The following is a 26,329-nucleotide window of genomic DNA, read 5'->3' on the forward strand; positions in this document are numbered from 1 at the left end:
CGTTTAATTGTTCGAAGTAATTCATTTCGCTCTAGCGAGCTACTCTTTGTATCTTTCCATGGTTTCGCATTTTTTCTAGGTGGAATCACCGCATGTGCTTGCCGATCTGCAATGACCTGACGGCATTGCTTGGTGTCATAAGCTCCATCGGTATAAACAGAGTCAATCTGCTCATCTTGTGGAATCTGATTAAGTAAATCACCAAGCACCTGTGAATCACAGACATTATTGGTTGTGAGCTGAATAGCGCGTATTTGTAGGGTTTTGGCATCTATACCAATATGTAGTTTACGCCATTGGCGACGATATTCAGCTCCATGTTTCTTGCGTTTCCATTCGCCCTCACCTAGAAACTTCATCCCTGTAGAGTCTACGAGTAGATGCAGCCCATCGCTACTTTTTTGGTAGCTGATTGCAATATCAATATGCTTTTGTCTTCTACAAAGCGTACTGTAATCTGGTGCGGTCCAATTTAATCCGCAAAGTTTAATCAGACTTTGCACAAAGCCAGTGACCATACGTAAAGATAGACGGAATAAGGATTTAATCATTAAGCAGCATTGGATGGCTGCGTCGGAGTAGGTTTGATTTCGCCCTTGTTTGCCTTTTGATGGAGCATACCATTGCGTAGCAGGATCAAACCAAAGGGCAATATTTCCGCGATTAATGAGTGCTCGGTTATATGCGGGCCAATTGGTTGTGCGGTAGATTTTGTGTGTAGGCTTCTTCATTTGAAAATTATATCGCTGAAAAAGCCTTTACAGATAGGTTTGTGCAACAAAGCCTATATTCAATAAAAAAGCCACTCGAGTAGAGCGGCTCTTTTGATTTGATAAGTTAGACTTACCAGCTTAACGCACCACCAGTTTGGTAGTCAGTTACGCGAGTTTCGAAGAAGTTCTTCTCTTTACGTAAGTCCATCATCTCAGACATCCACGCAAATGGATTCGTTACACCAGCAAATTGCTCTGGTAAACCTAACTGCGATAAACGGCGGTTACAGATGAATTTCAAATATTCTTCCATCATGCTTGCGTTCATACCCAATACACCGCGTGGCATTGTGTCACGTGCATATTCGATTTCAAGCATCGTACCTTCAACAATCATTTGAACCACTTCTTGTTGGAACTCAGCAGTCCAAAGGTGAGGGTTCTCAATCTTGATTTGGTTAATCATGTCGATACCAAAGTTCAAGTGCATAGATTCATCACGCAAGATGTATTGGAACTGCTCAGCAACACCGTTCATTTTGTTACGACGACCCATACTCAAAATTTGAGTAAAGCCACAGTAGAAGAAGATCCCTTCAAGTACACAATAGAATGCGATCAAGTTACGAAGTAAGCGTTGGTCGTTTTCAGGCGTACCTGTGTGGAAATTAGGATCAGTTAAAGATTGAGTATATTTCAAGCCCCAAGCTGCTTTACGTGCAACAGATGGAACTTCACGATACATGTTGAAGACTTCGCCTTCGTCCATACCTAAAGATTCGATACAGTATTGGTAAGCGTGAGTGTGAATTGCTTCTTCAAACGCTTGACGCAAGATGTACTGACGGCATTCAGGGTTAGTAATGTGACGGTAAATCGCCAATACCAAGTTATTTGCAACCAAAGAGTCCGCAGTCGAGAAGAAACCTAAAGAACGCATAACAATAGTACGCTCATCTTCGGTCAAGCCATTTTCAGACTTCCAAAGTGCGATGTCATGGTTCATGTTCACTTCTTGAGGCATCCAGTGGTTTGCACACCCGTCAAGATATTTCTGCCAAGCCCACTCATATTTAAATGGAACAAGTTGGTTCAAATCGGCACGACAGTTAATCATTGCTTTGTCGTCAACTTGAACACGTTGAGCACCCATTTCTAGCTCTTCAAGGCCAGGGGCAACGTCTAAATGTTCTAAGGCTTGAGCGGCTCTAGCCACTGTATCGGAGGCAACTGTTGGTCGCACGGAATGGGTTCCAGCGGATTGTGGAGCTGCCACGCTCGGCGATGATGGCTGCGCAGTAGATACATTCTGCGAATCTGACGCTTTTTCCGATTGGACGGGCGCAGACTTGTGTTCAGGTGTAGTCGGTTTTTGCGAATCATCTTCAAAATCGTCCCAACTAAGGATAGACATTTTTGTTCTCTCTTCGTTGTATATATCTATATTTGACATCTCTTAAACGAAGATGTCCCTACTATACGCTTTTAATGTGTAAACAAAATTAAGTTTTATTGATGCATGACCAAATTTTGGGCCTTTGGTCTCTACTCACTACAACTTATTTTGTTTACGCTGCTGCTTACGTATTGTGATAAATGCGTAAACCATTGGCATATAAAAGAAAATAAAGGCAAAGATTAAAACTCCAACACCAAGCATATAGTTATGGCTGAGATCAGAAAGCATAATCTTTACCTCTTTTAAGATTGTTCTTTAGTGAAAAAGAGCAACCTTATTGAATGTTATTGGCAAGCTTCACAATCAGGGTTGTCGATTGAACAAGCCATTGGTACAGGAGCTGCTTGAGTGAAGCCTTCTTCTTCAACCGCTGCTTCTGGTTTCTTCGCTTCTACAACAGGGGCAGCAACAGCTGCTGCTTCAACAGTCGCAGGTTTAACTGCGTTTAAAGCACCTGTGTTGATTGTAGATTTTTCAGCAGAAGTTGCACCTAAAGCTCGGAGGTAATAAGTCGTCTTAAGACCACGTAACCATGCCATCTTGTAAGTGATGTCAAGTTTCTTACCGTTTGCACCAGAGATGTAAAGGTTAAGCGACTGAGCTTGATCAATCCATTTTTGACGGCGTGATGCAGCATCAACGATCCAACGTGTATCTACTTCAAACGCAGTAGCAAAAATTGCTTTTAATTCTTCAGGAATACGAGCAATTTTTTGTACTGAACCTTCAAAGTGTTTAAGGTCGTTAACCATTACTGTGTCCCAAAGACCACGTTCTTTTAATGCACGAACAAGGTATGGGTTAATAACAGTGAACTCACCAGACAAGTTAGATTTCACATATAAGTTTTGGAATGTTGGTTCAATAGACTGAGAAACACCACAAATATTAGAGATGGTTGCAGTTGGAGCAATCGCCATCACGTTTGAGTTACGCATACCGTCTTTTTGAACTTTGGCACGTAAAGTGTCCCAGTCTAAACGTTGAGTACGGTCAACTTCGAACATGCGCTCTGGACGAGATTTCGCAACAATTTCTAAAGAGTCGATTGGAAGGATGCCTTGATCCCACAATGAACCTTTGAATGTTGAGTAAGCACCACGTTCAACAGCCAAGTTGCTTGAAGTTTCAATTGCGTAGTAGCTAATTACTTCCATTGATTCATCAGCAAAATCAACAGCAGCGTCTGAACCGTAAGCAATACCCATTTCATATAGAGCATCTTGGAAGCCCATGATACCCATACCGACAGGGCGGTGCTTCAAGTTAGAGTTTTTCGCTTGTGGTACAGCGTAGTAGTTAATGTCGATAACGTTATCGAGCATACGTACTGCTGTTTTAATAGTGCGAGCTAACTTTTCACGGTCTAACACACCACCTTGAACGTGTTGTACAAGGTTGATCGAACCCAAGTTACATACTGCAATTTCGTCTTGATTTGTGTTCAAGGTAATTTCAGTACATAAGTTAGATGAGTGAACTACACCAACGTGTTGTTGTGGTGAACGTAAGTTACATACATCTTTGAATGTGATCCATGGGTGACCAGTTTCAAACAACATAGAAAGCATTTTGCGCCATAAGTCTTTAGCACGTACTTTCTTGTGTAGCATGTTAGTTTCTTTCGCTACAGACTCATAGTAAGCATAACGCTCAGCAAATTCAGCACCAGTTAAGTCGTGCAAGTCTGGAGTTTCAGAAGGGGTAAATAATGTCCATTCACCATCTTCAAATACACGTTGCATAAACAAGTCTGGAACCCAGTTCGCAGTGTTCATGTCGTGAGTACGGCGACGGTCATCACCTGTGTTTTTACGAAGCTCTAAGAACTCTTCGATGTCTAAGTGCCAAGTTTCTAGGTAAGCACACACAGCACCTTTACGCTTACCACCTTGGTTTACTGCAACAGCTGTATCGTTCGCAACTTTCAAGAATGGAACAACACCCTGAGACTTACCATTAGTACCTTTAATATAAGAGTTCAAGGCACGAACAGGTGTCCAGTCATTACCTAAACCACCAGCCCATTTAGAAAGCATCGCGTTGTCACGCATTGCGCCATAAATGTCATAAAGGTCATCGCCAATCGTTGTTAAGTAACAACTTGAAAGCTGTGGACGTAATGTACCTGAGTTAAACAGGGTAGGCGTAGAAGCCATGTAGTCGAAGCTAGACAATAAGTTATAGAACTCAATTGCACGCTCTTCTTTATCTTGCTCATTGAGTGCAAGACCCATTGACACACGCATGAAGAATAATTGTGGTAATTCGAAGCGAACGCCGTTTGAGTGAATGAAATAACGGTCAAATAAAGTCTGTAAGCCTAAATAGGTAAACTGATTAGAACGCTCTGGCTGAATTGCTGCTGATAATTTTTCTAAGTCGAAGTCAAGCAAGTCAGGTGAAAGCAAATCAAGCTCAACACCTTTTTTCAAGAATGCTTCAAGTGCATTGTTTTCAGGTGTATCTGTTGATAAGCCTAAGAACGTTAAACCAGTGCTCACTAATTCGTTACAAAGCAAACGTGCAGTCACGTAAGTGTAGTTTGGTTCTTGTTCAATACGGGTACGTGTTGCCATCATCATTGTAGTGGCAATATCACTTTCTTTTACGCCGTTATATAAGTTTTTAACGGTTTCATCGACAATGGCTTGAACGTCAATACCTTCCAAACCTTCAGCTGCCTTAGAAACAGTTGCTTGCAATGCACTTAAATCAAGTGGCTGAAGCTGACCGTTTTTGTCGGTAACTTGTAAAGTAGGGTGGTGGTTTGAGTTCGTTTGCTGACGAGCGCTAGCACGTTGTTCACGGTAAATCACATAAGCGCGGGCAACCTTTTGTTCCCCAGTACGCATTAAAGCAAGTTCTACTTGATCTTGAATTTCTTCAATATGGATCGTACCGCCCGATGGTAAACGGCGAGTAAAAGTATTTAAGACCATTTCCGTCAACTGGGTAATACGGTCGTGAATACGGCTAGAATCCGAACTCTGTTGACCTTCCACAGCAAGAAAAGCTTTACCAATCGCAACTGAAATTTTCTCTGCATCAAATGCAGCAACATCTCCAGTGCGCTTAATCACCTGAATTTGACCGGGAGTCGAAGTAATTACGCTCATGCCAGCATAGCTCCATTGTCACTTTTGTTATGTTCATAGACCGTTTGAACCGAGCAAAAAACATGCCACGATATTTGAGGGATAAACACAAGACTTAGTAGTTAAAGTTTATTTTCAACACAAGATACGGGATTTTTCATAGCAGATCAATCTTGACTTTTTAGTAATTTTTTATCTGTATGATTTGATGGGAGATAGCATAGCAAAGCTGTTAAAAAACGCTTATAGATAACTTTGTGGATAACTCAAAAAACAAACACTTAAATAAATTTAAACTAAACAGAGAAATAATTTGTTTAATATTCATACATTGGAAATATGAATAGAATATGAAATTTAATAACAATAAATAAATCTTAAAAACACGTGAAAATTCAAAGGTTAATAAAATGCAACAAAATACGATGGTCATGTATCAGTTTGGTGAACGCCTACTTGTTTACAATGTAAACGTGTGTATATTGCAAATGATAAACGAATGTATCTGCAAGATTTTTAAGATGCATGAAACGAGATTTATAGGGGCAATGATATGAGCCAAGAAGAAAAGTTACCAAAGATTCTGATCGTTGAAGATGACGAGCGCTTAGCGCGATTAACTCAAGAATATTTAATTCGCAACGGCTTGGAAGTTGGTGTAGAAACTGATGGTAACCGTGCAATTCGTCGTATTATTAGTGAACAACCAGATCTAGTGGTCTTGGATGTCATGTTGCCGGGTGCCGATGGCTTAACAGTTTGCCGTGAAGTTCGTCCACATTACCATCAACCGATTTTGATGTTGACTGCACGTACAGAAGACATGGATCAGGTACTTGGTTTGGAAATGGGCGCAGATGACTATGTTGCTAAACCGGTTCAACCACGTGTTCTTTTAGCGCGTATCCGTGCACTATTACGTCGCACAGATAAAACTGTAGAAGATGAAGTTGCACAACGTATCGAGTTCGATGACCTTGTAATTGATAATGGCGGTCGTTCTGTCACGCTAAATGGTGAACTTGTTGACTTCACTAGCGCAGAATATGACCTATTATGGTTGCTTGCATCAAATGCTGGTCGTATCTTATCGCGTGAAGATATCTTCGAACGTTTACGTGGTATCGAATACGATGGTCAGGACCGTTCAATCGACGTCCGTATTTCACGTATTCGTCCAAAAATTGGTGATGATCCTGAAAATCCAAAGCGTATTAAAACAGTACGTAGTAAAGGTTACTTGTTCGTTAAAGAAACCAACGGGTTATAAGGTCTGAATAAACTTCCTATAAGGTTGGTCGAGTGTTTAAACACAGTATATTCCTGCGAATATATGCGGGACTGGTAATTCTTGTTGTTCTGGTTGCTGTCTTTGGTTATTTGCTTGTACAAATTATCAATTATCAACGGGCACAAGAATACCGAGAATCTTTAACCGATGGTATTTCTTATGTCATTAGTGAGGGAGTCGCTCGACAACCAGGGAAGCAACAGAAAATAGACTGGGTTTCAGATGCGTCAGACTTATTGGAACTTCCAATTTATTATACTGATGCAAGCAAGGTTGAGTTATCTCGTACCGAGAAAAAACGGATCGAAGCTCAAAAATCTGTTGTCCGTTACGATGCCAGTAATAGTATTGCGTATATCATTATTGGCTTGCGTGACGACCCGCAGCATTTTTTATCTATAAAAGTCGACAAAATTACTGAGCGCCAAATGAAGGCTCTCCCTATTTTTGTGCTGGATTATCTAATGTTTTATCCGGGGCAAGAACAAGAATATCTTGCCAAGATTCAAAAGCATTTCTCCTACCCAATTAATATCTACAATATTCAAGATATTAATCTGGACTCCGAACAAATTGGTCGTTTACGCCAAGACCAAAGCGTCATGTTGTACAAAGACAGTGCGACAGTACGCGGAACAACTATTTCAATCGTCTCTCCAATTCCGAATCAGCCTACACGGGTTCTCGTGCTTGGACCAGTGCCGATGTTTAACTGGATGCCTTTGCAGCTTTCAGCAGGGATTACTTTATTTAGCTTATTTTTGCTGAGTCTAGGTGTCTATGGGTTGATCTTGCCACTAGAGCGTAAAATTCGCCAAGTACGTTATGCATTAAACCGTATGAAGTCTGGTGATTTGTCATTGCGTGTTCCTATTGAAGGAAGCGACGAAATGGCAAACTTGGCATCAAGTTATAACAACATGTCTGATCATATTCAGCGTTTAATCGAGGCTCAGCGTGAGTTAATGAGAGCGGTATCTCATGAGCTTAGAACGCCTGTTGCCCGTATTCGCTTTGGTACAGAAATGTTGGCAGAAGAAGATGATTACAATCATCGTATGCATCAGGTCGATATGATTGATAAAGATATTGAAGCACTCAATACCTTAATTGATGAAATCATGACTTATGCAAAACTAGAGCAGGGTACACCTTCGCTAGATTTTGATGAAATTACTTTATTTGATGTGTTAGATCAGGTTGCGGTCGAAACCGAAGCTTTAAAAACGCAAAAAGAAATTGAACTTGTTGCTCCTCCACTTTATGTAAAAGTAGATGCTGAGCGTCGTTACTTACATCGTGTTGTTCAAAACTTGGTGGGTAATGCGGTTCGTTATTGCGATAATAAAGTTCGGATTACTGGTGGTATCCACAGCGATGGTATGGCCTTTGTTTGTGTTGAAGATGACGGTGCAGGTATTCCTGAACAAGACCGTAAAAGAGTATTTGAAGCTTTTGCCCGTCTAGATGATAGTCGTACACGTGCGTCGGGCGGTTATGGTTTAGGGTTGTCTATCGTAAGCCGTATTGCCTACTGGTTTGGCGGTGAAATTAAAGTGGATGAAAGCCCAACCTTAGGTGGTGCTCGCTTTATCATGACATGGCCAGCAAAACGCTTTAAACAGCCTCCTTTAAAAGCCAATAAAAAAGCACCTTCATAAGGTGCTTTTTTATTGATCTATTTATAGTTGAGTTGCATCTGGTTCCAAAATAGGTTTTCCGCTTCTTAAGCTGGTTAACGCATCGGAATTAAAATCGATCAGTAACGAATTGTTTTTTGCATCAATCTGGTATTTTTGAATAAGAGGTTGATCTCCGTTAAGCGTTTCTATTTTATATTCATCTGCAATATGCAAAATACCTTCTAGGTTTGTTGTCGTTGACGCAAAATCCTGTCTAAATATTTCATAGACATCCCTCAAGTCAAAAATTGCATTATTGGCATCTGGATGTTTGTGAATATAGCTTTCTATATGTCGCACTAGTAATTGTGCAAACAAGTAGTAGTTTGGTTTATGCGTATATTCTAGAGTCATGCATTTTTCTCCTTATTATCTGTTATTAGCATACATGGCAAAACACAGGTTATTGTATAAAATTCATTACACTAGATGATGAAGTGAAAATATTATAAAGAGATAAACACTCGATTACGTCCTTGGCGTTTTGCTTGATATAAAGCGTCATCTGCTTCTTTAAATAAACTTTCAATCGCTCGATGGGAAGATGGGGAATATAAGCTTATCCCAATACTCACCTGTATAAAAATTGGTAATTTCCCATAAATATAAATCGGTTGCTGACTAATTTTAATTCGAATTTGTTCAGCCAGTTCAAATGCACTTTCCTTGGTGGTATCTGCAATAAAAATGGCAAACTCTTCACCTCCAAAGCGACCTAATAAATCATGAGGATGTAAAATATTTTGAATCGTGGTGACACAAGTTTGTAGCGCCCGATCACCGATTTGATGACCATAGTTGTCGTTAACTTGCTTAAAGTGGTCGACATCAAGCATGAAAAAAGCTGAGGTCTTATTTTCTTTTTGTACTTTTTCTTGAAGTAATCTGACCGACTGTAAAAACTGGCGTCGAGTCAGACTTGACGTTAGTTCATCATGTGCAATGGCATGTTGAAGCTTTTGAATTAACTCTGAATGCAAAACACTAATACTAGAAACCGTAAGTGGGGCAATCGTCATCATAATTAACCCAATTCGGATTGAGATCGTATTGCTGAAATATTCGTTTGGATAGAGCAAAAGGTAATGTCCAGAGACATGATAAATAATATAAGCACTGGTAAAGCTAGTAATGAGTGCAACAACAATAGGTTTGTAGCGAATGGCACACCAGATCAGGGCAGCAATCGGGTAGAGCAGCGAACCCGGACCAGAGTCATAATAGCTAGCAGCAATCGAAATAAGCACAGCGCCAAAAGGTAAAAGGTCGGTTGGTTGTAGGCCACGATTTCTTGAAAAGTAATGTTTAACCTGACTATATTGAGGGATGTTCAATATGATAGGTAAAAGAAGCAAGGCATTTTGCAGTTCTGAAGTAAACCAGTAACCAAACTCATCCAGCAAGCCACCAATCATAAATTTGGTATTAAACATAGGCACGAAAGTTGCTGCAAACAATGCACCTACTACGCTACCTATTCCGCATAATCCAAATAAAAAAAGGTAAGAATAACCGCGATAGGCCGCCTTAATATGTTGATTAAAAAACATATAGAGCGCAAACGTAGTAACAACATAAAGAAAGTTTGATGTTGTTAAAACAAGTGTGAGAGCAAATGGAGTGCCCTGAAATAAGTCAGCAATCACATATCCTATATAGGCACCGAAAAATGCGCTTGGTCGGCGTGTGATTGGAAAACGAATAAGCAATCCGAGCAAAACCGAATTGGCAGGCCAAAAGAATGCAAGAAAACTTAAAGGGCGAGATGCAATGCCAATGAAACAACATGTCGCAATAATGAAGCTAAATAGGAGAAAAAATTTTAAAAAGGAGAGAAATGAAAATTCACGAAGTGAGTATGGCATCAGCTGCCCTTAATGATAAATACTCTTATCCAAGAGTAATAAAATATTATGTATGATTAAACATTCATCATAATTCAGAGGAGAAGCTGAATACAATAAAAAACAAACTAATATTATAAAAAAGTAAGTTATAAAAAGTTAATAAGCGCTTCAACTGTGTAAATATTCTAAAATTAAAAAATGAAAAAAATCATCATAAATAAAGAAACTATTAGTTAAACCGATTATGTGCTGTGAAACCCCCCTTACAACACATAGAAGAATAGTTTTGTCTAGAAAATCATCCGAAAGACTAAGACGCTTCAACTAGCATGGGAAATTAGAAATCAGGTACAATTGGCGGGATTAATTTTGTGTTTGGTGTATTTGAAGGCCAATACATACATTCTTTGTTAAATAATAGGCCTGCCAGGAGTTATCCCCGCATGAGTGCCATTACTCCATACGACTGGGCGATTATCGCCTTCGTGATCGGCGTTACATTTCTTTGCGTCTTTATGCTCACAGTTCCCTTACTCCTCGGGGGGAAATCGTGGGGACGTGCTAAGCAAGAGCAGTTTGAATCAGGTGTCGTGAGTGCTGGTGGCGCTCGCATTCGCCTGTCTGCAAAGTTCTATTTAGTTGCAATTTTCTTTGTTGTCTTCGACTTAGAGGCGCTTTACCTCTATGCATGGTCTACTTCTGTGCGTGAAGTAGGTTGGTTGGGATATACCACTGTAGTGATCTTTGTCGTTGATTTATTGATTGCGCTTGTTTATGCCTTCTCTGTAGGTGCTTTAAGTTGGTCACCAGCAGATCGCCGTAAATCAGCAGGTGAAGCGGTTAAAATCGGTTCACCAACAATGAACATTGCTGAAATTACACGCTTTAATTCTATTGAAGAGCTCGTAACTGACCCTACAGGCCAGATTCCAGCTCAATCATCAGGTCGTGTTAAGTCAAAAACTACACCTGCATTGTCATCTGAAAAGGAGTAAGTCGGGATGAAATATACTCTGACCCGCGCGAATCCGGATGCTGATCAATACCCATTGCAAGAACGTCAAATTGTGACGGATCCGCTTGAAGAGGAAGTGAATAAAAACGTATTCATGACTCGTTTAGAGGATGTCTTGCATACAGCAGTAAACTGGGGACGTAAAAACTCTTTGTGGCCATTTAACTTTGGTACCTCATGTTGTTACGTCGAATATGCAACGACCTTAACAGGTGTGCATGACTTGTCACGTTTCGGTGCAGAGGTTATCCGTGCTTCACCTCGTCAGGCTGACTTGATGATTGTTGCAGGTACCTGTTTCGTAAAAATGGCACCAGTTATTCAGCGTCTGTATGAACAGATGTTAGAGCCTAAATGGGTCATCTCGATGGGTGCTTGTGCAAACTCTGGAGGTATGTACGACATCTATTCAGTAGTACAAGGTGTAGACAAAATTATTCCTGTTGACGTGTACGTCCCAGGTTGTCCGCCTCGTCCTGAAGCATTAATTCAAGCTTTAATGCTTTTACAAGACCAGATTCAATTAGAGCGACGCCCGCTTTCTGCCGTGATCGGTGATGATCTTCAGCCAGTATATAAGCCAAAGATGATGCCAGAACGTGACCGTAAGAATGCAGAGCGTATTGCCGTTAAAAACTTACGCTCTATGGATGAGATTAAATAATTTTTTGACGGTGTTTTGACATATCTAACTGATATGTTCATCGAGACAATTGACAGAATTTGTATTAAATAGGAAGCCAAGCCAATGGCTGAAACTGACATTGCTATGCCAGAGTCAACAGCAGTTGATTCACGCCCAGCATTTGCAATCGTAGAAGAGCTCAAAACCAAATTTGGTGAGAACTTTTACGTGCAGGCGACTTTTGAAGAGTTTCCAACAGTCTGGGTTGAGCGCGCACGCGTGCAAGAAGTCCTTATGTTCCTACGTAAAGTGGAACGTCCGTATGTAATGCTATTTGACTTATCTGCGATGGATGAACGTTTACGTGTTCATCGTGATGGTTTACCAGCATCTGACTTCACTGTGTTCTATCATTTATTATCGCTTGAGCGTAATAGTGACATTCGTATCAAGGTTGCCTTGAACGAAAATGATCTAAACATTCCAACAGCGACAAATATCTGGCCAAATGCCAACTGGTATGAACGTGAAGCTTACGATATGTTCGGTATCAATTTCGAAGGGCATCCAATGCTCCGTCGTATTTTGTTGCCAACCTATTGGGAAGGTCATCCGCTTCGTAAAGAATATTCAGCACGTGCGACAGAATATACGCCGTACATGCAAGACAAAGCGAAACAAGACTTTGAACAAGAGCACTTACGTTTTGTACCAGAAGACTGGGGCCTTAAGCGTGGTAACGCTGATGAAGACTTCATGTTCTTGAACTTGGGTCCTAACCATCCATCTGCACATGGTGCGTTCCGTGTTGTATTGCAGTTAGATGGCGAAGAAGTGAAGGACTGTGTACCTGATATCGGTTATCACCACCGTGGTGTGGAAAAGATGGCTGAACGTCAAACATGGCATTCTTTCATTCCTTATACTGACCGTGTTGACTACTTAGGTGGTTGTGCTCAAAACATGCCGTATGTAATGGCTGTTGAGCAAATGGCAGGTATTAAAGTTCCTGAACGTGCGCAAGTGATTCGTGTCATGTTGAACGAATTGTTCCGTATTAATAACCACTTGTTATTCTGTGGTACGGCAATTCAGGATGCTGGTGGTATGACACCAGTATTCTATATGTTCGCAGACCGTCAAAAAGTTTACGACATTGTTGAAGCAATCACGGGTTACCGTATGCATCCAGCATGGTTCCGTATTGGTGGTACAGCACACGATCTTCCAAACAACTGGCAAAAGCTTGTTAAAGAATTGCTAGAGTGGATGCCTAAACGCTTAAACGAATACTACACAGCGGCATTGAAAAACTCTGTGTTTATTGGTCGTACGCGTAATGTTGCACAATACGATGCCAAATCTGCACTCGCATGGGGTGTAACTGGTACTGGTTTACGTGCAACAGGTATCGATTTTGACGTTCGTAAATATCGTCCATACAGCGGCTATGAAAACTTCGATTTTGATGTGCCGGTTGAGTATGAAGGCGATGCATACGCACGTGTGCTTGTTCACTTCCGTGAAATTACCGAGTCGCTAAAAATTATTCAACAGTGCTTGGATAACATGCCTTCTGGTCCATATAAAGCGGATCATCCATTGGCTGTTCCACCACCGAAAGATAAGACATTACAAGATATTGAAACCTTGATTACGCACTTCTTGAGCGTTTCATGGGGTCCTGTCATGCCAGCGGGCGAGTCATCATTTATGACTGAAGTGGTTAAAGGTGCAAGTACTTACTACTTGACTTCAGATAAAGCGACCATGAGTTATCGTACTCGTATTCGTACACCGACGTTTACTCACTTACAGCAAATGCCTTCAGTGATTAACGGAAGTTTAGTATCTGACTTAATCATTTATCTGGCGACCATTGACGTGGTTATGGCTGACGTGGATCGCTAAGAGGTAACACATAATGATGATTTTGACTGATAAAAAACCACGTGTGAATGTCGAAGGGATTTTGACTGCGGAAGAAATTCACGAAATCGAACATCACATTGGTCACTATCCATACCCTCGTGCAGCCTCTTTGGATGCATTGAAGTGTGTACAGCGCCGTAATGGTTGGGTAGATGACGCTCAAATGAATGCCATCGCACAGTTGTTGTCGATGAGTGTTGCTGATTTGGAAGGTGTTGCAACATTTTACAACCGTATCTATCGCCATCCGGTAGGTCGTCACGTAATTTTGCTTTGCGACTCAATTGCTTGCTTCTTAATGGGTGCAGAAACTCTTGCTGAAGCATTCCAGCGTGAATTAGGAATTCAGTATGGTCAAACGACACCAGATGGTCGTTTTACATTGCTTCCAATTTGCTGCCTAGGCAACTGCGACAAAGGCCCAACTTTAATGATTGATGAAGATACTCACGGTTTAGTCGAAGTGACATCAATTAAACAGTTATTGGAGAAGTATGTATGAATACTGAACCAAAACCAATTTATGGCGACGGTAATCCGGAAACTCATCCGCTCACTTGGCGTTTAAGCAAACAAGAAGCGGTACGTAGTGCTGATGATTACGAAGCACTTGAAGGCTATGCTGGCTTTAAAAAAGCTTTAGGCATGAAACCTGCTGAAGTGTTAGATGTCATTAAAGCTGCAACTGTAAAAGGTCGTGGTGGTGCGGGTTTCCCTGCGGGTATTAAATGGTCATTGATGGCACCAAATGATGGTGGTCCACGTTACTTGATCTGTAATGCCGACGAAATGGAACCGGGTACCTTTAAAGACCGTTTGTTGATGGAAAAACTTCCACATCAATTGATCGAAGGGATGTTAATTGCGGGTTATACCTTAGAAGCAACTCAAGGTTATATCTTTATCCGCGGTGAATACATCGAGGCTGCTCAATATCTAAATGAAGCGTTAGAACAGATTCGTGCTAAAGGTTATTTAGGCGAAAATATCTTAGGTTCTGGCTGGAATTTTGATCTGCATGTACATACGGGTGCAGGGCGTTATATCTGTGGTGAAGAAACTGCATTGATTAACTCGCTTGAAGGCCGTCGTGCTAACCCACGTACTAAGCCACCATTCCCGCAAGTTGCAGGAGCATGGGGCCGTCCGACGATTGTGAACAACGTTGAAACTTATAACAACTTGCCAGCAATCATGCTTCGTGGACCAGAGTGGTATATCGGCTTGTCAGCGGGTAAATCAAAAGATCCAGGCACTAAAATTTATGGTGCATCGGGTAAAGTTAAATTCCCGGGTCTTTGGGAATTGCCGTTTGGTACAACTGCACGTGAAGTAATTGAAGATCATGCAGGTGGTATGCGTGAGGGCTTAAAGCTCAAAGCATGGTTGCCAGGTGGTGCTTCAACTGACTTTTTACCAGCAGATACCATTGATTTACCAATGGATGCAGACACGATTATGAAAGCAGGTTCTCGTTTGGGAACATGTTTGTTAATGGTGGTAGACGAAACTCAATGTATGGTATCGCTCACTCGTAACTTAGAAGAGTTCTTTGCGCGTGAATCATGTGGTTTCTGTACACCATGTCGTGATGGTTTGCCATGGGCTGTTAAAGCGCTTAAAGCACTTGAAGCAGGTGAAGGCAAGAAAGAAGATATCGACCATTTACAAGAACTAACTCGTAAATTATGGATTGGTAAAACTTTCTGTGCCCACGCACCAGGTGCGATGGAGCCGCTTATGGGCGCACTCAAACATTTCCGTGGTGAGTTTGAAGCGAAAGTGACGAATCGTCCTGTCGTGCAAACCAGCAACGTAGAACAAGCTTAAGGAATTCGACTATGGCTACAATTCATGTCGATGGAAAATCGTATGAAGTCAACGGCTCGGAAAACTTGCTACAAGCATGTTTGAGTCTGGGCATCGACATCCCATATTTTTGTTGGCATCCATCCTTAGGTTCGGTTGGTTCTTGCCGTCAATGTGCTGTTACGCAATATGCGAATCCAGAAGATACGCGTGGTCGTTTAGTCATGTCTTGCATGACACCAGCATCTGACAATACCTATATCTCAATTGAAGACAAAGAAGCAACGGATTTCCGTGCATCTATTGTTGAATTTTTGATGACCAACCACCCGCACGACTGTCCAGTCTGTGAAGAGGGTGGTCACTGTCATTTACAAGATATGACTGTAATGACGGGTCATGACCGTCGTCGCTACCGTTTTACAAAACGTACGCATTACAACCAAGAACTCGGCTCATTCATTGCGCATGAAATGAACCGCTGTATTGCTTGTTACCGTTGTGTTCGTTACTACAAAGACTATGCGGGCGGTACAGACTTTGGCGTATATGCCAATGCATCTCGTGTTTACTTTGGTCGTCCGGAATCAGGTACTTTAGAGTCTGAATTCTCTGGTAACTTGACTGAAGTATGTCCAACAGGTGTATTTACTGATAAGACTCATTCAGAGCGTTATAACCGTAAGTGGGACATGCAGTATGCACCAAGCGTGTGTCAAGGCTGTTCTTCTGGTTGTAACATTTCTCCGGGTGAACGTTATGGTGAAATCCGTCGTGTAGAAAACCGTTTTAATGGTTCGGTTAACCAATACTTCCTTTGTGACAAAGGTCGTTTTGGCACAGGTTATGTAAACCGTGCAGACCGTCCACGTCAGCCTCAGTTCCGTAATGGTGAAACTGTTGCAACTGTTTCTGTCGACCAAGCTCTAGATCAAGCGATTGCTAAGCTTCAAGGCAAAAAAGTTTTGGGTATTGGTTCTCCTCGCGCAAGTTTGGAATCGAACTATGCATTACGTGAGCTTGTAGGTCAGGCAAATTATTCAACTGGTATTGCACAAAAAGAGCAAAAGCTTGTTGAACTTGCTGCATCTATCATGCAAACCGAGGGTATCTACAACCCGAATATGCGTGAAATTGAAAGCTATGATGCTGTTCTGATCTTAGGTGAAGACCTAACTCAAACTGCACCTCGTATGGCATTGTCTGTTCGCCAAGCTGCGAAAAACAAAGCGCGTGAAATGGCTGCAAAAACACGTACACCAGATTGGTTAGCTGAGCCTGTACAACGTATTGGCCAAGAAGCAAAATCTCCGGTTTACATTTTAGCTGCAACTCAAACTCGTCTTGCTGACATTGCAACTGGTGAAGTGGTTGCTTCTCCAAATGACATCGCACGTTTAGGCTTTGCAGTTGCTGCGGCAGTAAATGGTGAAGTTGTAGGTGGTTTAGATGAAGATGCAAAAGCATTTGCTCAAACCATTGCCGACACTCTAAAAGCAGCAAACAAACCATTAATTATTGCGGGTACAAGCTTGCAAGATGCTTCTATTATGGAAGCTGCTGCACAGTTAACTCAGAACTTAGGTTCTAAAGCTGGTTTAAGTCTTGTAGTTCCTGAAGTGAACTCTATGGGCTTGGCATTGTTCGGTGGTTTAAGCCTTGAACAAGCATTTGCTCAAGACTACGACACACTTGTTATTGTTGAAAATGATTTGTTCCGTCGCTTACCAGCTGCTCAAGTAAAAGCTGCATTAGATAAAGCTGAAACAGTAATCGTGCTTGATCACAGTGAAACTGAAACTGTGAAACAGGCTGATATCGTTCTTTCAGCAGCAAGCTTTGCAGAGGGTGATGGTACTGTTGTAAGTCAAGAAGGTCGTGCACAGCGTTTCTATCAAGTTTACGATCCAAGTTACTACAAACCTGAATATGCAATTAAAGAATCATGGCGTTGGTTACATGCCATTGAAACTGGCATTAAAGGTAAGGCTGTAGATTGGACATTGCTTGACGATGTAATTGAAAGCATCGTGAAAAATGTACCAGTACTTGAAGCTATCCAAGATGTTGCGCCTGATGCAGGTTACCGTGTACATGGCTTGAAAATCGCGCGTGAACCACGTCGTTATTCAGGTCGTACAGCAATGCGTGCGCCGTTATCGGTTCATGAGCCTAAACAACCTACCGATCCAGATTCAGCATTAACATTCTCAATGGAAGGTTATGTTGGTCCGCAAAAAGCGTCATCATTAGTACCATTTGCATGGGCTCCGGGTTGGAACTCTCCACAATCTTGGAATAAATACCAAGATGAAGTTGGTGGTCACTTAAAAGGTGGTGATTCTGGTGTTCGTTTATTCGATCGCTTGGCAAAACGTCCTGCACGTAGCTACGTTGCTCCAGTGCCAGTAGTTGCAAATCCTGAAAGTTTCCGCTTAGTTCCAATGCACCATATTTTTGGTTCTGGCGAATTCACGATTAAAACACCTGCAATGGAAACTCGTATTCCTGAAGCTGTGTTTGCAGTGGGCGAACAAGATGCAACTCGTTTGAACCTTCAAGAAGGTCAACGCATTACAGTAAAAGCAGGTGAAACAACTGTAAGCTTGCCTGTACAAGTAATTGAATATTTACCTACAGGTTATATTGGTTACCCAGTTGGTTTAGCACCAATGGTGTCACTAGCTGAGCCTGTTTCAGTGGCTTTAGGAGTGTAATTCATGAATCAAGAAATTATACGTCAAACGCCACTTTGGGCTGAGAACTGGCCGATTGCTTATGCTGTCGTTCAAGCAGTTGTAATTTTGCTTGTTGTGGTTTTAGTTGCAGCGTTGATGTCTTTTATTGAGCGTCGTTTACTTGCTTGGTGGCAAGACCGTTATGGTCCAAACCGTGTTGGTCCTGGTGGTATGTTCCAGATCGTTGCCGACATGCTCAAGATCATGTTCAAAGAAGACTGGACACCAAAGTTTGCTGACAAACTTACATTCCGTTTAGCACCAGCTGTTGCAATGGCAACAGCGGTTCTTTCGTTCATGGTAATCCCAGTGAGTCCTTCACTGGGTGTTGCCGACATGAGTATCGGTTTGTTGTTCTTCATGGCAATGGCTGGTATTGCAGTCTATGCGGTTTTATTTGGTGGCTGGGCTTCAAATAACAAATACTCATTGCTTGGTGGTTTACGTTCAGCAGCTCAAACCATTTCTTATGAAGTGTTCTTGGGTATTTCATTGATGGGTGTGGTTGCAATTGCAGGCTCATTTAACCTTCGTGAAATTGTTGAAGCACAACGTGATGTTTGGTTTGTCATTCCACAATTCTTAGGTTTCTTGATTTTCGTAGTTGCTGGTGTTGCGGTAACTCACCGTCATCCATTTGACCAACCAGAAGCAGAGCAAGAATTGGCAGAAGGTTACCATGTTGAATATGGCGGTATGAAATGGGGTATGTTCTTCGTTGCTGAATATGTCAACGTAGTACTGATCTCTGCATTGATCGTGACTTTATTCTTTGGTGGCTGGTTAACGCCATTCAATTTAGAAATTCCATTTGTTCCACCAGTATTCTGGTTTGTGATTAAAACAGCATTCTTTGTAATGATGTTTGTATTGGCACGTGGTTCTTTAATGCGTCCGCGTTATGACCAAGTCATGAACTTTGGTTGGAAAATTTGTTTGCCATTGGCGTTGGTCAACTTGTTAGTGACTGGTGCTGTGATTCTGATGAATCAGGCCTAGGACAGCAGGGAGTACAAAATGTATAAATTTCTAGCTGGATTCGGATCAATTGTACGTACGTTACTCATGGTGTTTAGCCATGCAACGCGTAAACGTGACACGATTTTATATCCAGAAGTTCCGGCTGAACAGATTGTGCCGCCACGCTTTCGTGGTCGTATCGTATTAACGCGTGACCCTGATGGGGAAGAGCGTTGCGTAGCATGTAACCTATGTGCGGTTGCATGTCCGGTTGGCTGTATCTCACTACAAAAAGCAGAAACAGAAGATGGTCGTTGGTACCCGGAGTTTTTCCGTATTAACTTCTCACGTTGTATTTTCTGCGGTATGTGTGAAGAAGCTTGTCCAACAACTGCGATTCAGCTCACACCAGACTTCGAGTTAGGCGAATATGTACGTCAAGACCTTGTTTATGAGAAAGAAAACTTACTCATTTCAGGTCCGGGCAAATACCCAGATTACAACTTCTACCGTGTAACGGGTATGGCAATTAACGGTAAAGAGAAAGGTCAAGCACAAAAAGAAAGTGCACCAATCGATGTACGGAGTCTATTACCATGATGTGGCCGTTTTATTTGATGGCACTCGTGGCCATCGTTTCTACGGTTCGTGTAGTGACTAACACGAACCCTGTACACGCTCTACTTAGTCTAATTGTTTCATTGCTTGCTGTTGCTGGTATTTTCATGATCGTGGGGGCGCCTTTTGCAGGTGCTCTTGAAATCATCGTTTATGCCGGAGCAATTATGGTTCTATTTGTCTTCGTGGTGATGATGCTTAACTTAGGTCAACACACCGTTGAACAAGAACGCAAATGGCTTTCTTCAGATGCTTGGGCATATCCAGCACTCATGAGTTTCTTACTCGGCTTGCTTTTAGTTTGGATGCTTGGTGGTGAATACACCACTATTTCAGCACCACTTGGGGCACAAGTGATTGGACCAAAAGTAGTTGGTCAAGCACTCTTTACTCACTATTTATTATTGGTTGAAGTTGCCGCGATGTTATTGCTAGCAGCCCTTGTTGCAGCATACCACTTAGGTAAACGTGAACCAGGTGCAGAAGAGGAAAAAGAATAATGGGCCAGATTCCTTTAGAACATGGTTTGATTGTTGCAACCATCCTTTTTGCACTCGGTTTTTACGGTGTAATGGTGCGACGCAACCTATTATTTATGTTAATGAGCCTTGAAATCATGATGAATGCTGCAGCATTGGCATTTGTTCTTGCGGGTAGCGTATGGGCACAACCAGATGGGCAAGTGATGTTCATCTTGATTTTGACCCTTGCAGCAGCAGAGGCATGTATCGGTCTTGCGATTGTCCTTCAGTTCTATCATCGCTTCCATCATTTGGATGTGGATGCTGCTAGTGAGATGCGCGGATGAGTTATTTATATTTAACAGTATTATTTCCGCTAATCGGTTTTATTTTATTGGCGGCAGGACGAGACAAACTCTCTGAAAATGTTGCAGCTGTTATTGGTGTAGGTTCTGTAGGTTTATCTGCATTATTTGCACTCATTGCTGGAATGGCATTTACTACGAGTGGTCAGCAAGTTTTTGTTCAAAACTTGTGGACATGGTTCAATGTTGGCGGTTTTGCGCCGGGCATTAGCTTACATTTAGATGGCTTATCTTTACTCATGATGGGCATGATCACGGGTGTTGGTTTCTTAATCCACATCTTTGCATCATGGTACATGCGTGGTGAAGAGGGCTATGCGCGTTTCTTCTCTTATTTCAACCTGTTTGTTGCAAGCATGCTTGTGCTTGTATTGGGTGACAACTTGGCGTTGTTATTCTTGGGTTGGGAAGGCGTAGGTCTTTGCTCTTACTTGCTAATCGGTTTCTATTATGCAAACCCTGCAAATGGTTGGGCTGCGATCAAAGCGTTTACAGTGACCCGCGTTGGTGACGTATTCTTGCTTATTGCTTTATTCTTGCTTTACCAACAATTTGGTACGCTGAATACTCAGTACATCGTTGAACACGCAGCAGAAGTAATGACGAAGAGTTCGTCACTTACAATCTGGACTGCATTAATGTTGTTCTTGGGTGCTGCTGGTAAGTCTGCTCAAATTCCATTGCAAACATGGTTGGCAGATGCGATGGCAGGTCCAACACCTGTTTCTGCATTAATCCACGCAGCAACAATGGTAACGGCTGGTGTGTACTTATGCTGCCGTCTATTCAGCGTATTTGAACTTGCTCCTGAAGTGATGCAATTCATTTCGGTAACTGGCGCGGTAACTTTGTTAGTTGCAGGTTTTGCTGCACTCGTTCAAACAGATATCAAACGTATCTTGGCTTACTCAACAATGAGTCAGCTTGGCTATATGTTTATGGCTGTAGGTGCGGAAGCTTATCAAGCTGGCTTGTTCCACATGTTGGCTCACGCATTCTTTAAGGCATTATTATTCTTGTCTTCTGGTGCGGTGATTTTGGCTTACCACCACGAGCAAAACATCTTCAAAATGGGTGGTTTGTTCAAACGTAACAAATTCCTGTTTGCTTGTTTCGCGATTGGTGGCGGTGCATTAGCAGCTATTCCATTCTTAACAATTGGCTTCTTCTCTAAAGATGCGATTCTTGGTGAAGTTTGGGTACAAGGTCAATCAGTTGCTTTATATCACACCTTATATTGGGTGGGTGTAGCAGGTGCATTCCTGACTTCAATCTATACATTCCGTTTAATCTGGGTTGTATTCTTTGGTCAAGAAAACACGCCTTACCATGAAATTAAAGGTGCAACTTACTGGGCTCCATTGGGTATTTTAGCTGTATTGTCTACTTTTGTTGGTGCGGTATTAAAAGCACCGGTAGCAGGTATTCTGAATACTGCAAAAATCCCTGAATTCCATGTCGCTGAACAATTTGTAGAGGGCATGCATGGGGCAGAGCACTTAGCAGTAGGTATTGCACTAGTTGGTCTAGTTGTTGGTATAGCATTATTTACATTTGCTTATGGTGCAGTGAAATCATTCGCTCAAACAAGTTTGGGTTCAGGTTTGGCACATATTTGCCGTACCGCTTTTGGTTTTGATGCATTGTATGACATCGTTTTTGTTAAACCTTATTTATTCTTCGCCAAAATCTTTGGCCGTGATCCGATTGACGGTTTGTGGTTAGTTCTTCCTGCACTCGTGAAAGGCGGAAATAGTTTTACAAGCTCACGTCAAACAGGTTCATTGCGTGAATACGCATCAAGCATGTCACTCGGTGTAGTGGTGTTATTGATGATCTTGATCGTTATTCAGGTAGTGGGGAAATAAAATGGAAAACAATTTAATTTTACCCGCGCTGATCCTTGTTCCGTTCATTGCCGGTTTTATTTGTTGGTTAGTCGATAAGCTCGACAAAACTTTGCCACGCTGGATTGCCTTAATTGGTATGCTCATTACTTTGGGCTTAGGTCTTGCACTTTGGCAAAGTGGAACTTATAGCTACGAGTTGGGTTCTAAAATCCCAACTTGGTCTGCTGAGTTCTATTTACCGTGGATTCAATCACTCGGTATTGGCATTCACTTAGCTGTGGATGGTTTATCTTTACTCATGGTGTTATTAACAGCGTTACTTGGTGTACTTGCTGTTGGTTGTTCATGGGGTGAGATTCAAAAGAACGTTGGTTTCTTCCACTTAAACCTATTATGGAGTTTAGGTGGCGTTATCGGTGTATTCTTAGCGATTGACTTGTTCTTGTTCTTCTTCTTCTGGGAGATGATGCTTGTACCAATTTACTTCTTGATTGCGTTATGGGGTCATAAAGGTTCAAACGGTCGTTCACGTGTTTACGCTGCTACTAAGTTCTTCCTTTACACGCAGATTGCCGGTCTAGTGATGTTAATCGGTATCCTAGGTCTTGTAGTTTATGGCTACATGATGACAGGCATGATCGGTTTTGATTACAACTATTTATTAGCTGTAGCTAACCACTTACCTGCAGGCTTAGCTTACGGTTTCATGATCTGTTTCTTCATCGGTTTTGCGGTGAAGTTACCAGTATTCCCATTACATGGTTGGTTGCCAGATGCGCATGCTCAAGCTCCTACAGCAGGTTCTGTAGACTTAGCGGGTATCTTGATTAAAACAGCTGCGTATGGCTTGCTTCGTTTTGTTATTCCATTCTTCCCGACAGCTTCTGCACAGTTTGCAGACATTGCGATTATTTTCGGTTTGATTGGTATTTTCTACGGCGCATGGTGTGCTTACCAGCAAACTGACATGAAACGTTTACTTGCGTATACATCGATTTCACACATGGGCTTTATCTTACTTGCAATCTATGCTGGTAATATTTTGACCTTCCAAGGTCTAATGATCATGATGTTGGCACATGGTTTGTCATCAGCTGCATTGTTCATTATGTCGGGTCAAATCTATGAACGTTTACATACACGTGATTTACGTTTAATGGGTGGTCTTCGTGGCCAGCTCCAGTACTTGCCATTTTTCTTGATGTTCTTCGTTGCTGCTCTTGTCGGTGTACCAGGTTTAGGTAACTTTATTGGTGAATTCCTGATTTTGATGGGTTCATTTAATAAATATCCTGTCTTCACGATTCTTGCTTCTATCAGCCTTGTATTTGCAGGTTTATATGGCTTGATCTTGATTCACCGTGCTTTATTTGGTGAACCAAATCCTGAACAAAAGCAACATTACACTAGTCCATTGAAAGACTTATCTGCTCGTGAAGTTGGTATTTTGATGATTTGTGCGATTGGTCTCGTTTGGCTTGGTATCTACCCACAAACATTCTTGGATGTATCTCATTCAAGCATGCAGTGGTTGGTCAATAGTTATGTGCCAGTACAAGAAGTCGTTGAAACTGTTCAGCAAACAGCTACTCAACTTGACCATGTGGAGATCCAATAATCATGAACTTCACAGTATCATTTTCTACGCTTATGCCTTTAGCTCCGGTGATGATTGTTGCTTTGACAACAATCGTCGTCATGTTGTTAATTTCAATTAAGCGTAATCATAATTTAATCGCAACAGCTTCTGTTGTCGGTTTAAACCTTGCTGCACTTTATATTTTATTTTCAGTATTTGGCGGTAAGTTTGTACCGGCAAATGTGATGGGCATGTTTATGGTTGATCCATTTACCATGTTCTATCAATTTATGATTTTGATTGCGGCATTGGCATGTTGTACTTTGTCTCATGCTTACATCGAAACTTATAAAGACAACCGCGAAGAGTTATACCTTTTGTTACTTGCTTCAGTAGCAGGTGCAATGTTGATGGTTGCAAGCTCTCACTATGCATCATTCTTCATTAGCCTTGAGTTAATGTCGATTCCTGTATATGGCTTACTTGCTTATACTTATCAACGTAGTAACTCACTTGAAGCGGGTATTAAGTACCTTGTACTTTCAGCGACAGCTTCTGCAATGTTGTTGATGGGTATGGCATATATCTATGCATATACAGGTTCACTTTCATTCTATGATTCTGTACAAGCATTATTTGAAGCAATCAAACAGCCAATGGTGTTATTAGGTTTAGCACTTATTATCTTTGCTGTTGCATTTAAATTGTCGCTTGCGCCGTTCCATAAATGGACACCGGATGTATATGCAGGTGCACCAGCGCCAATGGCAACTTTCTTAGCGACTGCTGCTAAAGTTGCAACAATTGGTTTGTTCGTGCGCTATATGCTTGCTTCAGGCGCAATGATGGTGAACTCGTTAGTAACTATTTTGACGATCATTGCTGTATTGTCGATTTTAGTTGGTAACTTACTCGCTGTTCGTCAAGTTAACTTAAAACGTATTCTTGGTTATTCATCTATTGCTCACTTTGGTTATTTGTTAATTGCTTTAATTAGCATGACTTATGCGAGCTTGGGTAGCGTAACTGTATATGTAGTGTCTTATGTATTAACAACTATTGGTGCCTTTGGTGCAGTAGCGTTAATGTCTAGCCCATATAACAACGTAGATGAAGCACAAAGCCTTGCAGACTACCGTGGTTTGTTCTGGCGTCGTCCAGTACTTACAGCAACTTTAACAGTCATGATGTTGTCTTTGGCTGGTATCCCATTAACAGCAGGCTTCATTGGTAAGTTCTTGGTGGTAATGGCTGCTGTAACAACTCAACACTGGTTCTTAGCTGCAATGATTATTGTGGGTAGTGGTATCGGTTTGTACTATTACTTACGTGTGATGGTTGTAATGTACATGACACCACCGGAAACTCCTCGTATTGATGCAGATGCTCATTGGGGACAAAAAGTGGGTGGTTTAATGGTATTGGCTGCTGCTGCATTAGTTATTATTTTGGGTGTTTACCCAGATCCAATGATTAATTTGGCACTAAAAGCAGAAATTTTATCTCCATTACATTTCATGCTTTCACAACAGTAATTCTGGTGTACAAAAAAGCCTCCAAATCTGGAGGCTTTTTTTTATTGAGCGTTAAAAAAAGATTATAATAAATACGTTTTTATATTTTTAGGTAACATCTGTGGCCATTCAAGAAATTCGTCACCCACTTATTCGTCATAAATTAGGCTTGTTACGCCGTGCTGACATCAGTACTAAAAATTTCCGTGAGCTTGCTCAGGAAGTGACTATGTTGTTGACTTATGAAGCAACAAAAGATTTGCCAGTTGTGGATTGTGAAATTGATGGATGGGCTGGAACTGTTACTACTCAGCGTATTGCTGGTAAAAAAATAACAATTGTACCGATTTTACGTGCCGGAATTGGTATGTTGGATGGTGTACTTAATCTGATTCCAAGTGCAAAGGTGAGTGTTTTAGGTCTTGAGCGTAATGAAGAAACACTAGAAGTTCGCACGTATTATAAAAAATTAGTTCCGGATGTGGCTAATCGTCTTGCGATGATTATTGACCCAATGTTAGCAACGGGTAATTCGTTAGTTGCTGCTATTGATGTGTTAAAGGCAAGTGGTTGTAAAGATATCCGTGTTATGGTGTTGGTTGCTGCACCTGAAGGCGTTGCTAAAGTTGAAGCGGCTCATCCGGATGTGCAAATTTATACGGCATCTATTGATAATGGCTTAAATGAACAAGGTTATATTGTTCCTGGCTTGGGCGATGCTGGCGATAAAATTTTTGGTAGTGTACAAAAAGATTAATTTTTTGAAATCGTAA

23 protein-coding genes are annotated in these 26,329 nt (G+C 41.5%); 17 read left to right on the forward strand and 6 right to left on the reverse strand.

Annotated features, from left to right (window positions below; genetic code table 11):
- The 4 genes from MKL51_RS11900 to MKL51_RS11915 all read right to left on the reverse strand — a co-directional run.
- Positions 1-731, reverse strand: a 731-nt coding sequence (locus tag MKL51_RS11900; protein ID WP_270893817.1) for an IS5 family transposase, incomplete at its 3' end; no start/stop codon positions are given.
- Positions 732-843: 112 nt separating this feature from the next.
- Complete coding sequence (locus MKL51_RS11905) at positions 844-2,127, reverse strand: ribonucleotide-diphosphate reductase subunit beta (protein ID WP_005803276.1); 1,284 nt, start codon at positions 2,125-2,127, stop codon at positions 844-846.
- 138 nt (positions 2,128-2,265) lie between these two features.
- On the reverse strand, positions 2,266-2,400 hold the full coding sequence (locus MKL51_RS11910; RefSeq protein WP_017481283.1) for a hypothetical protein: 135 nt from the start codon (positions 2,398-2,400) through the stop codon (positions 2,266-2,268).
- A 56-nt stretch (positions 2,401-2,456) separates the two neighbouring features.
- Positions 2,457-5,291 carry a ribonucleoside-diphosphate reductase subunit alpha gene (locus MKL51_RS11915; RefSeq protein WP_002120003.1) on the reverse strand — a complete coding sequence of 945 codons (2,835 nt, stop codon included), beginning with the start codon at positions 5,289-5,291 and terminating at the stop codon, positions 2,457-2,459.
- A gap of 353 nt (positions 5,292-5,644) precedes the next feature.
- Between MKL51_RS11915 and MKL51_RS11920 the strand changes: the two genes are divergently transcribed.
- Genes MKL51_RS11920 through bfmS form a run of 3 tightly spaced genes read left to right on the forward strand, consistent with a single transcriptional unit; the run spans position 5,645 to position 8,222 of the window.
- On the forward strand, positions 5,645-5,827 hold the full coding sequence (locus MKL51_RS11920) for a hypothetical protein (protein ID WP_031945032.1): 183 nt from the start codon (positions 5,645-5,647) through the stop codon (positions 5,825-5,827).
- Positions 5,824-6,540 carry a response regulator transcription factor BfmR gene (bfmR, locus tag MKL51_RS11925; RefSeq protein ID WP_000076440.1) on the forward strand — a complete coding sequence of 239 codons (717 nt, stop codon included), beginning with the start codon at positions 5,824-5,826 and terminating at the stop codon, positions 6,538-6,540. The genes MKL51_RS11920 and bfmR overlap by 4 nt, the downstream gene beginning before the upstream one ends.
- Before the next feature lie 32 nt (positions 6,541-6,572).
- The gene (bfmS, locus tag MKL51_RS11930) at positions 6,573-8,222 is read left to right on the forward strand and encodes a sensor histidine kinase BfmS (RefSeq protein ID WP_002120020.1); all 1,650 of its coding nucleotides are present in this window, start codon (positions 6,573-6,575) and stop codon (positions 8,220-8,222) included.
- 21 nt (positions 8,223-8,243) lie between these two features.
- Here the strand turns inward: bfmS and MKL51_RS11935 are convergent, their stop codons facing one another.
- Together MKL51_RS11935 and MKL51_RS11940 are read right to left on the reverse strand one after the other, a co-directional pair.
- Entirely contained in the window at positions 8,244-8,597 is a 354-nt protein-coding gene (locus MKL51_RS11935; protein WP_002120022.1) for a hypothetical protein, read from the reverse strand.
- A gap of 92 nt (positions 8,598-8,689) precedes the next feature.
- The gene (locus MKL51_RS11940; protein WP_017481284.1) at positions 8,690-10,108 is read right to left on the reverse strand and encodes a GGDEF domain-containing protein; all 1,419 of its coding nucleotides are present in this window, start codon (positions 10,106-10,108) and stop codon (positions 8,690-8,692) included.
- A 425-nt stretch (positions 10,109-10,533) separates the two neighbouring features.
- Here MKL51_RS11940 and ndhC point away from each other — a divergent pair, with 425 nt between their 5' ends.
- The 14 genes from ndhC (at position 10,534) to upp (ending at position 26,313) form a co-directional block, all read left to right on the forward strand.
- Positions 10,534-11,085 carry an NADH-quinone oxidoreductase subunit A gene (gene ndhC / locus MKL51_RS11945; protein WP_002120061.1) on the forward strand — a complete coding sequence of 184 codons (552 nt, stop codon included), beginning with the start codon at positions 10,534-10,536 and terminating at the stop codon, positions 11,083-11,085.
- A gap of 6 nt (positions 11,086-11,091) precedes the next feature.
- Complete coding sequence (locus tag MKL51_RS11950; RefSeq protein ID WP_002120034.1) at positions 11,092-11,769, forward strand: NuoB/complex I 20 kDa subunit family protein; 678 nt, start codon at positions 11,092-11,094, stop codon at positions 11,767-11,769.
- A gap of 84 nt (positions 11,770-11,853) precedes the next feature.
- The gene (nuoC, locus tag MKL51_RS11955) at positions 11,854-13,641 is read left to right on the forward strand and encodes an NADH-quinone oxidoreductase subunit C/D (RefSeq protein WP_002120052.1); all 1,788 of its coding nucleotides are present in this window, start codon (positions 11,854-11,856) and stop codon (positions 13,639-13,641) included.
- Between the two features lie 13 nt (positions 13,642-13,654).
- Entirely contained in the window at positions 13,655-14,164 is a 510-nt protein-coding gene (nuoE, locus tag MKL51_RS11960) for an NADH-quinone oxidoreductase subunit NuoE (RefSeq protein ID WP_002120040.1), read from the forward strand.
- Positions 14,161-15,492 carry an NADH-quinone oxidoreductase subunit NuoF gene (gene nuoF, locus MKL51_RS11965; protein WP_002120030.1) on the forward strand — a complete coding sequence of 444 codons (1,332 nt, stop codon included), beginning with the start codon at positions 14,161-14,163 and terminating at the stop codon, positions 15,490-15,492. Before nuoE ends, nuoF begins: the two co-directional genes overlap by 4 nt.
- A gap of 11 nt (positions 15,493-15,503) precedes the next feature.
- On the forward strand, positions 15,504-18,188 hold the full coding sequence (gene nuoG / locus MKL51_RS11970) for an NADH-quinone oxidoreductase subunit NuoG (RefSeq protein WP_002120017.1): 2,685 nt from the start codon (positions 15,504-15,506) through the stop codon (positions 18,186-18,188).
- A 3-nt stretch (positions 18,189-18,191) separates the two neighbouring features.
- Positions 18,192-19,208, forward strand: coding sequence for an NADH-quinone oxidoreductase subunit NuoH (nuoH, locus tag MKL51_RS11975; protein ID WP_002120063.1), 1,017 nt, complete (start codon positions 18,192-18,194; stop codon positions 19,206-19,208).
- Between the two features lie 18 nt (positions 19,209-19,226).
- Positions 19,227-19,769, forward strand: a complete 543-nt coding sequence (gene nuoI, locus MKL51_RS11980) for an NADH-quinone oxidoreductase subunit NuoI (RefSeq protein ID WP_002120012.1) — start codon at positions 19,227-19,229, stop codon at positions 19,767-19,769.
- The gene (gene nuoJ / locus MKL51_RS11985; RefSeq protein ID WP_014205902.1) at positions 19,769-20,287 is read left to right on the forward strand and encodes an NADH-quinone oxidoreductase subunit J; all 519 of its coding nucleotides are present in this window, start codon (positions 19,769-19,771) and stop codon (positions 20,285-20,287) included. The genes nuoI and nuoJ overlap by 1 nt, the downstream gene beginning before the upstream one ends.
- Positions 20,287-20,595, forward strand: a complete 309-nt coding sequence (nuoK, locus tag MKL51_RS11990) for an NADH-quinone oxidoreductase subunit NuoK (RefSeq protein ID WP_000529822.1) — start codon at positions 20,287-20,289, stop codon at positions 20,593-20,595. The genes nuoJ and nuoK overlap by 1 nt, the downstream gene beginning before the upstream one ends.
- Positions 20,592-22,481, forward strand: coding sequence for an NADH-quinone oxidoreductase subunit L (nuoL, locus tag MKL51_RS11995; protein WP_002120008.1), 1,890 nt, complete (start codon positions 20,592-20,594; stop codon positions 22,479-22,481). The genes nuoK and nuoL overlap by 4 nt, the downstream gene beginning before the upstream one ends.
- A 1-nt stretch (position 22,482) precedes the next feature.
- A complete protein-coding gene (gene nuoM, locus MKL51_RS12000) occupies positions 22,483-24,081 on the forward strand; it encodes an NADH-quinone oxidoreductase subunit M (protein ID WP_002120006.1) in 1,599 nt (532 codons plus the stop codon).
- 2 nt (positions 24,082-24,083) lie between these two features.
- Positions 24,084-25,577, forward strand: coding sequence for an NADH-quinone oxidoreductase subunit NuoN (gene nuoN / locus MKL51_RS12005; protein ID WP_017481285.1), 1,494 nt, complete (start codon positions 24,084-24,086; stop codon positions 25,575-25,577).
- 100 nt (positions 25,578-25,677) lie between these two features.
- A complete protein-coding gene (upp, locus tag MKL51_RS12010) occupies positions 25,678-26,313 on the forward strand; it encodes a uracil phosphoribosyltransferase (RefSeq protein ID WP_002120045.1) in 636 nt (211 codons plus the stop codon).
- The last annotated feature ends 16 nt before the right edge of the window (positions 26,314-26,329 follow it).

Origin of the sequence: Acinetobacter sp. AOR18_HL, assembly GCF_027855145.1 — a bacterium.
Lineage (GTDB): Bacteria > Pseudomonadota > Gammaproteobacteria > Pseudomonadales > Moraxellaceae > Acinetobacter > Acinetobacter pittii.